General features: G+C 65.8%; 11 protein-coding genes. 4 read left to right on the top strand and 7 right to left on the bottom strand.

What is annotated here, in order from left to right; genetic code table 11:
* Positions 1 to 104 precede the first annotated feature (104 nt).
* Positions 105 to 1,121 (bottom strand): flagellar motor protein MotA, encoded by a 1,017-nt coding sequence (locus K289_RS0124065; protein ID WP_027553886.1) that lies wholly within the window; start codon positions 1,119 to 1,121, stop codon positions 105 to 107.
* 185 nt (positions 1,122 to 1,306) lie between these two features.
* Here K289_RS0124065 and K289_RS0124060 point away from each other — a divergent pair, with 185 nt between their 5' ends.
* The 4 genes from K289_RS0124060 to K289_RS0124045 all read left to right on the top strand — a co-directional run bounded on the left by K289_RS0124060 (position 1,307) and on the right by K289_RS0124045 (position 7,315).
* The gene (locus K289_RS0124060; RefSeq protein ID WP_156918154.1) at positions 1,307 to 1,555 is read left to right on the top strand and encodes a hypothetical protein; all 249 of its coding nucleotides are present in this window, start codon (positions 1,307 to 1,309) and stop codon (positions 1,553 to 1,555) included.
* Positions 1,552 to 2,568, top strand: a complete 1,017-nt coding sequence (locus K289_RS0124055) for a cyclopropane-fatty-acyl-phospholipid synthase family protein (RefSeq protein ID WP_027553884.1) — start codon at positions 1,552 to 1,554, stop codon at positions 2,566 to 2,568. Before K289_RS0124060 ends, K289_RS0124055 begins: the two co-directional genes overlap by 4 nt.
* 231 nt (positions 2,569 to 2,799) lie before the next feature.
* Entirely contained in the window at positions 2,800 to 3,993 is a 1,194-nt protein-coding gene (locus K289_RS0124050; protein ID WP_156918153.1) for an efflux RND transporter periplasmic adaptor subunit, read from the top strand.
* A gap of 166 nt (positions 3,994 to 4,159) precedes the next feature.
* The gene (locus tag K289_RS0124045; protein ID WP_027553882.1) at positions 4,160 to 7,315 is read left to right on the top strand and encodes a multidrug efflux RND transporter permease subunit; all 3,156 of its coding nucleotides are present in this window, start codon (positions 4,160 to 4,162) and stop codon (positions 7,313 to 7,315) included.
* Positions 7,316 to 7,450: 135 nt separating this feature from the next.
* Here K289_RS0124045 and K289_RS0124040 read toward each other — a convergent pair whose 3' ends face one another.
* From K289_RS0124040 to fba, 6 genes are all read right to left on the bottom strand, one after another.
* Positions 7,451 to 7,987 carry a hypothetical protein gene (locus K289_RS0124040; protein ID WP_027553881.1) on the bottom strand — a complete coding sequence of 179 codons (537 nt, stop codon included), beginning with the start codon at positions 7,985 to 7,987 and terminating at the stop codon, positions 7,451 to 7,453.
* 211 nt (positions 7,988 to 8,198) lie between these two features.
* The gene (locus K289_RS0124035; RefSeq protein ID WP_027553880.1) at positions 8,199 to 8,984 is read right to left on the bottom strand and encodes an inositol monophosphatase family protein; all 786 of its coding nucleotides are present in this window, start codon (positions 8,982 to 8,984) and stop codon (positions 8,199 to 8,201) included.
* 87 nt (positions 8,985 to 9,071) lie between these two features.
* Entirely contained in the window at positions 9,072 to 10,160 is a 1,089-nt protein-coding gene (locus K289_RS0124030; protein ID WP_027553879.1) for a tetratricopeptide repeat protein, read from the bottom strand.
* 9 nt (positions 10,161 to 10,169) lie between these two features.
* Positions 10,170 to 10,844 (bottom strand): thiamine phosphate synthase, encoded by a 675-nt coding sequence (locus K289_RS0124025; RefSeq protein ID WP_027553878.1) that lies wholly within the window; start codon positions 10,842 to 10,844, stop codon positions 10,170 to 10,172.
* A 2-nt stretch (positions 10,845 to 10,846) separates the two neighbouring features.
* On the bottom strand, positions 10,847 to 11,872 hold the full coding sequence (locus K289_RS0124020; protein WP_027553877.1) for a class I fructose-bisphosphate aldolase: 1,026 nt from the start codon (positions 11,870 to 11,872) through the stop codon (positions 10,847 to 10,849).
* A 255-nt stretch (positions 11,873 to 12,127) separates the two neighbouring features.
* On the bottom strand, positions 12,128 to 13,195 hold the full coding sequence (gene fba, locus K289_RS0124015; protein ID WP_027553876.1) for a class II fructose-bisphosphate aldolase: 1,068 nt from the start codon (positions 13,193 to 13,195) through the stop codon (positions 12,128 to 12,130).
* Positions 13,196 to 13,197 lie beyond the last annotated feature (2 nt).

Here is a 13,197-nt window from a genome sequence, read left to right as displayed (position 1 = left end):
CAACGCTGCTCCGCAGAGCCGGGACCCATGTTTCAAGTACGCTGGGCCCCGGCTCTGCGACGCGCCGCTTCGCGCTGCGTCGCGTCCGGGGCACGATCGTGTTGCTAACTCTTCTCCGGCTGGCGGGCGATGCGCTCCAAAAGGCGCCGGATCTCGCGGTTCTGCTCGCCCTGGCCGTCGGCCCATTCGCGGATCATCTGCTGTTCGGTGCGCATGTGCGAGACCAGCGCCTGGATGGCTTCGGCAAGGCTTGCCATCGCGGCCGTGGTGCCGCGGCTGGCGCTGCCTTCCTCGAGCACCGAGCGTAGCCGCTCGACCGCGGCCTGAAGCTCTCCGCTGGCGACGCCGCCGCCGGCGGCGACCGCAACCTCGCCGCGACCGTATTCGCGCACCGTGGTGGCGAGCCAGTCTTCGAGGTCGGTGTAGAACCGGTTCTGGGCCTGGCTCGATTGCAGGTCGAGAAAGCCGAGGATCAGCGAGCCCGCAAGGCCGAACAGCGAGCTCGAGAACGAGATGCCCATGCCGCCGAGCGGGGCGGCGAGGCCCTCCTTCAGCGTGTCGAACAGCGCGCCGGCATCGCCTCCGACCTTGAGCCCGTCGATCACCTTGCCGACCGAGCCGACCGTCTCGATCAGGCCCCAGAAGGTGCCGAGCAGGCCGAGGAAGACGAGCAGGCCGGTCATGTAGCGGGAGATGTCGCGGGCTTCATCCAGGCGGGTCGCGATCGAATCGAGCAGGTGCCGCATGGTCGTCTGGCTGATGCTCATCCGCCCGGAGCGCTCGCCGCCGAGGATCGCCGCCATCGGCGCCAGCAGTCTCGGGTGCCGGGACGGCGCCAGGCCGGGATCGGCGATGCGGAAATTGTTGACCCAGGAGACCTCGGGATAGAGCCGGATCACCTGACGGAAGGCCAGCACGATGCCGATGAACAGCACCGCCCCGATCAGGGCGTTGAGGCCGGGATTGGCGAAGAAGGCCAGGATGATTTGCTTGTAGAGCACCACGCCGACCAGTGTGCAGAGCACAAGGAAGACCAGCATCCGCACCAGGAAGACGCTGGGCGAGGACAGTTTTGTGTATTCGATGTCCATGGAGGAGCGAGGCGAAGTGCCTGACGGCATGTCCGGTATCATCCGTTACGTAAGCTTGCGTGCATCCGCACTATGGCACACCGCAGGCCCAAAAAAAGCGCCCGATGCGCCGAATTCCCGACGGAGCCGCGGAACCCAAAGCTGAAATCGCGCTTTGATAGCGGCGTATTCTGCAAAACTTCGGCATTCCATAGGCTTGGGTCGGATTTTTTTGCATGGCGACGTGTCCTGGGGGATTGGCCGTCATCGCGCTCTCGCTCGCGGTCCTGATGGCATTTGCCTCGGCTTTGCAGCAGTGCACCGGCAATTTCGGCTGGGTCGACACCATCTGGACCCTGGCCGTCGGCCTGATCGGCGCGGGCAGCGCCGAACCCCGCCATGCCGCCCTTGCCCCGGAATGGGTCCGCAACGCCCGAACCAGCATGTTCTTTCCCCTACGCCCCGGAGAGGGACCGGCCGCATGAGCGTCGCCTCCACGATCATCGGGACTGCCGAACGCGTGCCCTTGCCGGACCTCGTGATCCGCGCCGCGATCCAGCGCCTGTGCTCGCGCACGGCCACCCGCCTCGCCTGGCACGACGCGGCCGACGATGCCGCCTTCGCAGGGCGGATGATGCTGCGGCCGATCGCCGAGCATGCCGACGTCGAGCACTATCAGACGCCTTCGGCGTTCTTCGCAGAGGTGCTCGGCCCCAACCGCAAATATTCCTCCTGCTTCTACAAGACCGACGCGACCACCTTACAGGAGGCGGAGGAGGAGGCACTGCGCCAGACCGTCGAGCATGCCGGTCTTGCCGACGGGCAGGCGATCCTCGAACTCGGCTGCGGCTGGGGCTCGCTGTCACTCTGGATGGCGCGGCAGTTCCCGCATGCCAGGGTCACGGCGGTGTCGAACTCGCTGTCGCAGCGCGCCTATGTCGAGGAGGAGGCACGGCTGCGCGGCTTGCCCAACCTGCGCGTCGTCACCGCCGACATGAACGTGTTCGCGCCCGAAGGCCAGTTCGACCGCATCGTTTCGGTCGAGATGTTCGAGCACATGATGAACTGGCGCAAGCTGATGACGCGCCTGCGTTCGTGGCTGACGCCCGAGGGGCGCTTCTTCATGCACATCGTCACCCATCGCTCCGGCTCCCATCTGCTCGATCGGACCAATCGCGAGGACTGGATCGCGCAGCTCTTCACTGACGGGATCATGCCGAGCCATCATCTGATCCGGCAGTACGACGATATCTTCGCGATCGAGAAGGAGTGGTGCTGGAGCGGAACGCATTATCAGCGCACCGCCAATGACTGGCTCGCCAATTTCGATGCGCGTCGTGAGGCCGTCGAGGTGACCTTGCGCAAAGTCTATGGCGACGAGACTTACTTGTGGATGCGGCGCTGGCGCTGGTTCCTCCTCGCGATTGCAGGACTGTTCGGTTATGCCGACGGAACCGAATGGGGCGTCAGCCGCTATCGGATGAAGGGCGCCGAATGATTGCGATGTTCTGTCGCAGCACGCGGTGATGGAACCTGACTCACAATCCGGTGAATCCAGAAAAGCGGCCTGAACTCAGCACGATAAGGTCGTGTGACATTGAGCCGCCCGCGCAATGCGTTGCGTCGCAGCAGGTCCGTTCTATCTTGACGGCATCAACTGCACGGAGTTGCCCAGAACAGGCTCGTGCGGAGCGTGATTTTGGTTTCAACAATCGGGGCACTTCTCTCCATGTCAGGACTTCGAGCGCGATCGGCATGCGTTGCAATGATGCTCGCGGCCTTTGCGCCGCTGCTTGCGGGCTGCGATCAATCCAGTTCGGCCGTCTCCGCCGCCCCACCCGTCGATCCTGATGTGAGCATCGTCGTCGTCAAGCCGCAGCCGCGTGCCGTGGTGCGCGAACTCCCCGGCCGTATCGCGCCGACACGCGTCGCCGAGGTGCGTCCCCGGGTCTCCGGCATCGTGGTCGACCGCCTGTTCCGCCAGGGCAGCGAGGTGAAGGCGGGTGATCCGCTCTACCGTATCGATCCGCGCCCCTTCGAGGTCGAGGTGATGGCCAACGAGGCGGCGCTCGCCAAGGCCGAGGCCGCGCTGATGCAGGCGCAGCAGCAGGCGCGCCGCATCGCCACGCTCACCAGCCAGCGCGCGGCGCCCGAAGCCGAGAACGAGAAGTCGATCGCAGCCGAACGTCAGGCCCACGCCGAGGTCGAGGGACGCAAGGCCGAGCTCGCGCGCGCAAAGCTCAATCTCGACTACGCCACCGTGCGCGCGCCGATCGACGGCGTGGTCGGCGCGGCACTGGTCAGCGAGGGCGCGCTCGCGGTCCAGAACGAGACCAATCTCGCGACCATCCAGCAGCTGGATCCGATCTATGCCGACTTCACCCAGTCGGTGACCGAGCTCAGCCAGCTCCGCCGCGCCTTCGAGAGCGGCGACCTCGAACGCATCGCCGCCGATGCCGCCAAGGTGCGCCTCGTGCTCGACGACAACACCATCTATTCGCTCGACGGCAAGCTCTTGTTCTCCGACGCCAAGGTCGACGCCCATACCGGCCAGGTGACCTTGCGCGGCGAGTTCCACAATCCAAAGCACGAGCTGCTGCCGGGCATGTATGTCCGCGTGCGCATCGACCAGGGTCTCGATTCCGATGCGATCGCGGTGCCGCAGCAGGCGATCCAGCGCAATGGCGGCGGCGGCAGCGAGGTGTTCGTCGTCAGGGATGACAACCGCATCGCGGTGCAGCCGGTGCGCACCGGCTCGGTTCAGGACGGCGTCTGGTTCGTCACCGATGGCCTGAAGGCCGGCGACAGGGTCGTGGTCGAAGGCTTCCAGAAGTTCGCGGCCGGCGACAAGGTCAAGCCGCAATCCTGGTCCGAAGCGGATGCGACCGCGGACAACCGGCATGCTCAGCAGGTCACGCGATAACGCGAAAGCGTCGCCAGGGTCTTTGGTCCTCATCCCGAGGAGCCCGCTGGAAGCGGGCGTCTCGAGGGATGGCCCCCGGGAGAGAGCCGGGCCTTCATGGTTCGAGACGCGCGTTCCGCGCTTCTAACCATGAGGGACTAATGAAACAACGAGGGTAAAGCGGCAAATGCCGAGCTTCTTCATCGACCGGCCGATCTTCGCCTGGGTCGTCGCGCTTTTCATCTGCTTGATCGGGGCGATCGCGATCCCGCTATTGCCGATCGCGCAATATCCGATCATCGCGCCGCCCTCGATCTCGATCTCGACCAGCTATCCCGGCGCCTCGCCGGAAAACCTCTACAACAGCGTGACGCGGCTGATCGAGGAGGAGCTCAACGGCGCCTCCGGCATCCTCAATTTCGAATCGACCAGCGACTCGCTCGGCCAGGTCGAGATCATCGCCAATTTCGTGCCGGGGACCGATACGAGCGCGGCCTCGGTCGAGGTGCAGAACCGCATCAAGCGCGTCGAGGCGCGCCTGCCGCGCGCGGTGATCCAGCAGGGCATTCTGATCGAGGAAGCATCGAGCGCGGTGCTGCAGATCATCACGCTGAACTCGACCGACGGCAGCCTGGATGAGGTCGGCCTCGGCGACTTCATGATCCGCAACGTGCTCGGCGAGATCCGCCGCATCCCCGGCGTCGGCCGCGCCACGCTCTATTCGACCGAGCGCTCGCTTCGCGTCTGGGTCGATCCGGCCAAGCTCGTCGGCTATGGACTGACCGCCGACGACGTCAACAAGGCGATCGCGGCGCAGAATGCGCAGGTCGCCTCGGGCAGCATCGGCGCCGAGCCTTCGACCGCGAACCAGCGCACCTCCTCGCTGGTGCTGGTCAAGGGCCAGCTGTCCTCGCCGGACGAATTCGGATCCATCATCCTGCGCGCCAACCCTGATGGTTCGACCGTGCGGCTGCGCGATGTCGCACGCATCGAGGTCGGCGGCCTCAGCTATCAGTTCAACACGCGGCTCAACGGCAAGCCGACCGCGGGCCTTTCGGTGCTGTTGTCGCCGACCGGCAACGCGCTCGCGACCGCGAGCGCGGTCGAAGAGAAGATGAAGGAGCTGTCGCGCTTCTTCCCGGCCAACATCTCCTACGAGATCCCCTACAACATCACTCCTGTGGTCGAGGCTTCGATCAAGAAAGTGCTGTCGACGCTGGTCGAAGCGGTGGTGCTGGTGTTCGTGGTGATGTTCCTGTTTTTGCAGAACATCCGCTACACCATCATTCCGACCATCGTGGTGCCGGTGGCGCTCCTGGGCGCCTGTACCACGCTGCTGCTCGCCGGCTACTCCATCAACATGCTCTCGATGTTCGGCATGGTGCTCGCGGTCGGCATCCTCGTCGACGACGCCATCGTCGTGGTCGAGAACGTCGAGCGCATCATGGCCGAGGAAGGCCTGCCGCCGAAGGAGGCGACACGCAAGGCGATGTCGCAGATCACCGGCGCCATCATCGGCATCACGCTGGTGCTGATGGCGGTGTTCGTGCCGATGGCGTTCTTCCCCGGCTCGGTCGGCATCATCTACCGCCAGTTCTCCGTCACCATGGTCGCCGCGATCGGCTTCTCGGCCTTCCTGGCGCTGTCGCTGACCCCGGCGCTGTGCGCGACGTTGCTCAAGCCCGTCGCGGCCGGCCACGGCCACGCCAGGAGGGGCGTGTTCGGCTGGTTCAACCGCATGCTCGAAGGCGGCAAGGAGGGCTATTCCCGCACCGTCGCCTTCTCGCTCAAGCGCACTGGCCGCCTGATGCTGGTCTATGCGGCGCTCCTGGTTGGCCTGTCCTGGGCCTTCATCAACCTGCCCGGTGGCTTCCTGCCGGTCGACGACCAGGGCTTCGTCACCACAGACGTGCAGACGCCGTCGGATTCGTCCTATCCCCGCACCGAGGCCGTGATCGAGAAGGTCGAGAAATATCTCGCCGAACGACCGGGCGTGAAGGATGTCACCTTCCTCACCGGCTTCAGCTTCTCCGGCCAGGGCATGAACACCGCGCAGGCCTTCATTACGCTGAAAGACTGGTCGGAGCGCGGGCCGAAGGATTCCGCCGCGGCGATCGTCGCCGACATCAACCGCGACCTGTCCTCGATCCGCGATGCAAAAATCTCGGCGCTGCAGCCGCCGCCGATCGACAATCTCGGCAACTCCTCGGGCTTCTCGTTCCGCCTGCAGGACCGCGGCCAGAAAGGTTATACGGCCCTGATGCGCGCCGCGGACCAGCTGATCACGGAGGCCAATGCCAGCCCCGTGCTGCAGAAGGTCTATATCGAGGGCCTGCCCGAAGCGGGCGTGGTCAATCTCGTGATCGACCGCGAGAAGGCCGGCGCCTTCGGCGTCACGTTCGAGGACATCAACAACACGATCTCGACCAATCTCGGCTCGAACTACATCAACGACTTCCCGAACCGCGGCCGCATGCAGCGCGTCGTGGTGCAGGCGGATAGCCGCGATCGCATGAAGACCGAGGACATCCTCAACTACAACGTCAAGAACAGCCGCGGCCAGCTCGTGCCATTCTCGTCCTTCGCGACGATCGAATGGGCGCGCGGACCGACGCAGATCGCCGGCTTCAATTACTATCCGGCGGTGCGCATCTCGGGCGAAGCCAAGCCCGGCTTCACCTCGGGCGATGCGATCGCCGAGATGGAGAAGCTTGCGGGCCGGTTGCCGCGCGGCTTCGGCTATGAATGGACCGGACAGTCACTGCAGGAAAAGCTGTCGGGTTCGCAGGCGCCGTTCCTGCTCGGGCTGTCGGTGTTCGTGGTGTTCCTGTGTCTCGCCGCGCTCTACGAGAGCTGGACCATTCCGCTCGCGGTGCTGCTCACCGTGCCGCTCGGCGTCACCGGCGCGGTGATCGCGGCGATGCTGCGCGGCCTGCCCAACGACGTCTATTTCACGGTCGGCCTCATCACCATCATCGGTCTTGCCGCCAAGGACGCGATCCTGATCATCGAGTTCGCCAAGGACCTGCGGAAAGAGGGCAAGCCGCTGCTGGACGCCACCATCGAGGCCTGTCGCCTGCGCTTCCGCCCGATCCTGATGACGGGCCTTGCCTTCATCTGCGGCGTGCTGCCGATGGCGATCGCGCACGGCGCCGGCGGCGCCAGCCAGCAATCGCTCGGCACCGTGGTGATGGGCGGCATGATCGCGGTCGTCATCCTCGCGCTTCTGATGGTGCCGGTGTTCTTCGTCTCCGTGCAGCGCGTGCTGGCGGGGGATCGGGAGAAGGTGGCGAAGGCGGAAGCCGAGGCGTACGGGCCGCCGGCGCCGGTGAGGTTGACGTAACTCACTCCGTCATTCCGGGGCGCGCGAAGCGCGAACCCGGAATCCATGGTGCCACCGTCGATGCGGAAGAATGGATTCCGGGCCCGCGCCAAAGAGGCGCATCCCGGAATGACGATGCGGCGGGAGGCGTCGCCATCACTCGGCACATGTTTGCTGCGGCAAGGCCTCTACCGGCAGGCTCCGCGCCTCCTGGTCCGCTCCGATATAGAGCGGCAGGCCCTGGCCGCAGCTGCCGCCGGTCCTCAAGCGCTCGCCGGCCTCGAATCGCGCCGACAGCCCGTCTCGTCCGATCTTGCGCCAGAGGGTGATGGTGCCGCCGTCGCAGTCGAGGTCGCAGAACAGCGCCGGCATGATGCGGTCGCCGAAAGTGTCGTTCCGATTGCAGATTGCTTTGCTGGTCAGCAGCTCACCGTTGGCGAGCCTGGTCTCGAGCCTCAGCACATAGCGCCAATCGTAGTCGAGGCCCGGAGAGCCGCTGCGGAAGGGATGTTCGTCGGGCGGGAAATGAATCTGCAGCCGCGCCGCGCTCACCTCGCCGGTGCTGCGCTGGTCGCCGCGGGGCGAGGACAGATCGATGGGACGGGCAGGGCTGTAGTTCGCGGCAAAGCAGGAGGTTCCGCCGCGCGCGGGCAGCAGGGGTTCTATGCGCCAGAGGAAAAGCGCAAGCCCCATCGTGGACCAAACTGCTGCGGCGACAACAGCGGCCGTGCGTATCATTCGCTGCTATCTCGGCTTCAAGATCGTCAAAAGATCTACGTGCACGAATTCATTGCCGCGCGCGACGCTGTCCGTCAACGGAGGATCGACTGGCCTGTGACGACGTTGAAACGTGCCGCGCCCGTCATCTGAGCGCAGTCAGCACATCGTCTTTGCAGCGCGCCGTCTACTTCCGCAGGATCTTCACCAGCTCGCCGTGCACGAACTCGTTGCCGCAGACGACGTCGCCCGTGACCAGCGCATCGCCTGGCGTATCGATGTCGCTGACGGTGCCGCCTGCTTCCCTCACCATGATCTGGCCGGCGGCGATGTCCCAGGGTTGCAGGTTGCGCTCCCAGTAGCCGTCGAGGCGGCCGGCGGCGACGAAAGCGAGGTCGAGCGAGGCGGCGCCGAAACGACGGAGCCCTGCAACACGGTCCTGGATCGCGGTCATCTCGCGGCGGAATTCCTCATGATCGCCGCGGCCGATATGGGGCAGGCCGCAGGCCACCACGCATTCGTTGAGCTGGCGGCGGCCGGCCACCCGCAGGCGCTGGTCGTTGAGGAAGGCGCCCTTGCCGCGCTCGGCGATATAGAGCTCGTCGTTGGCGGGATTGTAGATCACGCCCGCGATCACCGTGCCCTCGCGCGCGAGCCCGATCGAGATCGCGAATTGCGGGATGCCGTGCAGGAAGTTGGTGGTGCCGTCCAGGGGATCGACGATCCAGGTGTGGCTCTTGTCGGTGCCCTCGCGCTGTCCGCCTTCCTCGCCGATGAAGCCATAGCCGGGCCGCGCCTTGGCGAGGTCCTGGTAGAGGATTTCTTCGGCGCGCTTGTCGGCGAGCGAGACGAAATTCGCCGGCCCCTTCAGCGAGACCTGGAGATGCTCGATCTCGCCGAGATCGCGCTTGAGGCTGCGGCCGGCGCGGCGCGCCGCCTTGACCATGACATTGATAGTGGCGGAATACAGCATGAGCTCTGGTCTTGATCGGGGGAGAGGTAGCGCGGAACCGCGCTCATTTGAGGGGATTGGGTGCCCTGCGAGGGGCTTTGCGTCAAGTCATTTGGTCCCCAGCCACTTCTTGGCGGCGGCCTCCGCCTTGGCCCGGTCGTCGGCGGGCAGGTCGGCGAGCTGCTTGTCGAGCTCCGGATCGCCCTTGCCGGCGGTCTTGGCGACGATGTGCCATTTGAATCCCTCGACCTTGTCCACGGCCACGCCCATGCCGTTGATCAGCACCCAGGCCAGCCGGTTCTGCGCGATGGCGCTGTTTTGGCGCGCCGCCTTGCGGAGCAACGCGACAGCGGCCGGCTGGTTCTTCGGCGTGCCGGTGCCGTTGAACATGGCGATGGCGTATTCGACCTCGGCATCGACATTGTCGGCGAGCGAGGCGGCCTGCAAGAGCCGCACCGCCTTGTCGGGATCCTTGGGCACGCCGGTGCCTTCCTTGTAGAAGGTCGCGAGCGCGTATTGCGCCTCGGGCAGGCCGGCGTCGGCCGCCTGGCGGAGCAACTCGGCGGAGCGCCTGACGTCCTGCGGCAGGGTCTGCCCGTCCAGATAGAGCAGGGCGAGATTATAGGCGGCCTTCGGCTCGCCGAGCTTGGCGGAGGACGCCATCAGCTTGACCGCCTCGCCCTTGTCGACGGGGCCGCCGCGGCCGGCGATGCGCAGCATCGCCAGCGCGAACATCGCCTCGCGGTCGCCGGCATCCGAAGCGCGCTTATACCAATCCGCGGCCTTGGCGTAGTCGCGCTTGATGCCCATCGCGTTGGAATAGAGCTCGCCCAGCATGGTCATCGCCTTGGGATCGCCGGCCTGTGCACGTGCGGTGGCGAGGTCGAAGGCAGTTTTGTACTGGCCGCGCTGATAGGCGCCGAACACCAGGTCGACATTGGGATTGTCGGCCGGCGGCGCGGGGATCACCGTGGCGGCGGGCGCCGGGCTCGGCGAGGCGGAAGGTCTCGGCGCCGGCGCAGGGTCCTTCTTCTTGGTGATCGTGTGCGGCTTCGTCTTTGGCGCTTCTTTGGGTTTTTCGCTTGATTTTGCGGACGGCGGACTCGGCGTCGCCGCCGGCGGGGTGATCTGGAGCTGCGCGGCCGCAGGCGCGGTCAGCACCAGCGTGACCAGGAAGGTGATGCGAGAGAGCTTCATGGTTTGCCGCTAGCCGTGCCCCTGGCGTACAGGGTACGCCGCATGAGCCTTCTTGATCGCAGCGTCGGCGTCGGCCAGCGCGGCTTTGGGCCCGCGCGGGTCGGCCCAGATGAGGTCGCCGACCAGCACGAAATCGGCGCCGCTGGCGGCAAACTCATGAGCTTCCGCAAGCGACGTGGCAAAGCCGACGCAAGGCGGCTCGAACAGCTCGGCCCACCAGTCCAGCCGCTCGGCGATCGCCTCGGCCGAGGGCCGCTGGCCCTGCGCGTCCGGCTCGCCGAACAGCACGTAGTCCGCGCCCATCTCGCCCGCGCTCATGGAATCGTGCCGCGTCGCCAGAGCGCCGACGCCGGCGATGCGATCGGGCTTGAGCGAGGGCATCGCTTCCTCCAGCGCGGCGATGCCGGAGAGGTGTGCGCCGTCGGCGCCGCCGCGCGCGACCAGCTCGGGATGGCCGTCGACCAGCAGCGCAGCGTCCGTGTTCTGCACGAGCGCCGCCAAGGCCTTGATGCGCGAGATCATGGTGCGCTGGTCGGTCTCCTTCAGCCGCAGCAGAACGGCTGCGACGTCGGCGGATGCGAGCAGGCCGGGCAACTCGGCGAGGAGCGAAGCGGGATCATCGACGAGCGGCGTCGCAAGATATAGGCGCGGCGCCGGGCGCGGCGGAGGCGATTTGTTCGACAAGGCTAGGCCGCCTTCTTTTCCAGGCTGTTGGTCCATTCGCCCTTGGCGGCGAGGCCGTTCATCCGCGCGCGATGGCTGAAGGCGCGCTGCCCGGCCGCGACATTCTCCGGCTTGCCGGACCAGGCCTTCTGCGGCGCGGCCTGCAGCGCGCGGCCGTAGGAGAAGGTCAGGCCCCATGGCAGCGGGCCGAGCTTGTGCATGGCGTTGAGATGCGCGGTTGCCTCTTCATCCGACTGGCCGCCGGAAAGGAAAGCGATGCCGGGCACCGCCGCCGGCACGCAGGCCTTCAGCATCCGCACCGTCTTCTCCGCGACTTCCTCGACGGAGGCCTGCTTTGCGGACTTCTTGCCGGCGATCGCCATGTTGGGCTTCAGCACCATGCCCTCGAGCGCGACGCGCTGCACGCGCAATTCCTGGAAGGTCTTGTTGAGCACGCGCTGGGTCACCTCAAGGCAGCGGTCGATGTCGTGATCGCCGTCCATCAGCACCTCCGGCTCGACGATCGGCACGATCTGCGCGGCCTGGCACAGCGCGGCATAGCGCGCCAGCGCATGGGCGTTGACGCTGATTGCCGTCATCGAGGGGATGCCGCTGCCGATGTCGATCACCGCGCGCCATTTGGCGAAGCGCGCGCCGCGCTCGTAGTATTTCTTCAGGCGCTCGGCGAGCTTGTCGAGCCCGACGGTGACGAGCTCGCCCGGGCACATCGGCAAGGCCTGCGTGCCCTCGTCGACCTTGATGCCGGGAATGGCGCCGCTCTCCTCGATCAGCCTGATCAGCGGCGTGCCGTCCTTGGCGTCCTGCCAGATCGTCTCGTCGAACAGGATGACGCCCGAGATGTACTGGCTCATGGCCTCCTTCGACCGGAACAGCATCTCGCGATAGTCGCGGCGGTTGGCTTCGGTCGATTCCACGCCGATCGCGTCAAACCGCTTCTTGATGGTGCCGGAGGATTCGTCGGCGGCGAGGATACCCTTGCCGGGGGCGACCATGGCGGTCGCGATCCTGTTGAGCTCAGTCAGATTCATCGAGAGGTCCTCCCAAAACGATGCTGCCCTTGCCTGCAAAAATAGACCGTTCTCGGGCAATTGCCGAGTTAACGTTCGTCGCAGGGTAAAGGGGGAGGGAGTGTCGCGCCTGCAAAAAGGTAGTCATTCCGGGATGCGCTGAAAGGCGCAGGCCCGGAATCCATAACCCCAGGCTGTGATTATGGATTCCGGGCTCGCCGCTGCGCGGCGCCCCGGAAGAGGATCGGTTCGCTGGCTTACGCCACCGCGCGATCGCTACGCGACGCGGGGGTCGAGCTCGCCCTTGGCGTAGCGCTTGGCCATTTCGGCGGTGGTCAGGACCTTCTTGATCTTGGAGGCCTGGCCGGCGGTGTTGAACTCCTGGAGCCGCTGCTTGCACAGCTTGGTCATCGCCTCCATGGCGGGCTTCAGGTACTTGCGCGGATCGAACTCTTCCGGATGGTCCTTGAGCACTTTCCGGATCTGGCCGGTCATCGCCATGCGGTTGTCGGTGTCGATGTTGATCTTGCGCACGCCGTTCTTGATGCCGCGCTGGATCTCGGCGACCGGCACGCCCCAGGTCGGCTTCATCTTGCCGCCATAGGCGTTGATGATGTCCTGGAGGTCCTGCGGCACCGACGAGGAGCCGTGCATGACGAGATGCGTGTTCGGCAGCTTGCGGTGGATCTCCTCGATCACGTTCATGGCGAGGATGTCGCCGTCCGGCTTGCGGGTGAACTTGTAGGCGCCGTGCGAGGTGCCCATCGCGATCGCGAGCGCGTCGACCTTGGTCTCCTTGACGAACTTCACGGCCTCGTCCGGATTGGTCAGGAGCTGGTCGTGGCTTAGCTTGCCTTCGGCGCCGTGGCCATCTTCCTTGTCGCCCATGCCGGTCTCGAGCGAGCCGAGCACGCCGAGCTCGCCCTCGACCGAGATGCCGCCGAGATGGGCCATGTCGGTCACGGTCTTGGTGACGTCGACATTGTAGCCCCAGTCACCGGGGGTCTTGCCGTCGGCCTTCAGCGAGCCGTCCATCATCACCGAGGTGAAGCCGGCCTGGATCGCGGTCATGCAGGTTGCGGGCTCGTTGCCATGGTCGAGATGCACGCAGACCGGGATGTGCGGATAGATTTCGGTCACGGCGTCCATCATGTGCTTGAGCATGACGTCGTTGGCGTAGGAGCGCGCTCCGCGCGAGGCCTGGATGATGACGGGGGCGTCGACCTGATTGGCCGCGTCCATGATCGCCAGCGCCTGCTCCATGTTGTTGATGTTGAAGGCCGGTACGCCGTAATCGTTCTCCGCTGCATGGTCGAGCAATTGACGTAACGTGATCCGAGCCATCT

This window comes from Bradyrhizobium sp. Cp5.3 (genome assembly GCF_000426265.1).
Lineage (GTDB): Bacteria > Pseudomonadota > Alphaproteobacteria > Rhizobiales > Xanthobacteraceae > Bradyrhizobium > Bradyrhizobium neotropicale.
This window is presented reverse-complemented; position numbering and strand designations above follow the sequence as displayed.

What these genes read in the sequence shown, in the direction of transcription:
- K289_RS0124050 (WP_156918153.1), top strand. Translation starts at nt 2,800, where the DNA reads ATGTCAGGACTTCGAGCGCGATCGGCATGCGTTGCAATGATGCTCGCG.
- K289_RS0124040 (WP_027553881.1), bottom strand. Translation starts at nt 7,987, where the DNA reads ATGGGGCTTGCGCTTTTCCTCTGGCGCATAGAACCCCTGCTGCCCGCG.
- K289_RS0124020 (WP_027553877.1), bottom strand. Translation starts at nt 11,872, where the DNA reads ATGAATCTGACTGAGCTCAACAGGATCGCGACCGCCATGGTCGCCCCC.
- fba (WP_027553876.1), bottom strand. Translation starts at nt 13,195, where the DNA reads ATGGCTCGGATCACGTTACGTCAATTGCTCGACCATGCAGCGGAGAAC.
- K289_RS0124060 (WP_156918154.1), top strand. Translation starts at nt 1,307, where the DNA reads ATGGCGACGTGTCCTGGGGGATTGGCCGTCATCGCGCTCTCGCTCGCG.
- K289_RS0124065 (WP_027553886.1), bottom strand. Translation starts at nt 1,121, where the DNA reads ATGCCGTCAGGCACTTCGCCTCGCTCCTCCATGGACATCGAATACACA.
- K289_RS0124035 (WP_027553880.1), bottom strand. Translation starts at nt 8,984, where the DNA reads ATGCTGTATTCCGCCACTATCAATGTCATGGTCAAGGCGGCGCGCCGC.
- K289_RS0124045 (WP_027553882.1), top strand. Translation starts at nt 4,160, where the DNA reads ATGCCGAGCTTCTTCATCGACCGGCCGATCTTCGCCTGGGTCGTCGCG.
- K289_RS0124055 (WP_027553884.1), top strand. Translation starts at nt 1,552, where the DNA reads ATGAGCGTCGCCTCCACGATCATCGGGACTGCCGAACGCGTGCCCTTG.
- K289_RS0124030 (WP_027553879.1), bottom strand. Translation starts at nt 10,160, where the DNA reads ATGAAGCTCTCTCGCATCACCTTCCTGGTCACGCTGGTGCTGACCGCG.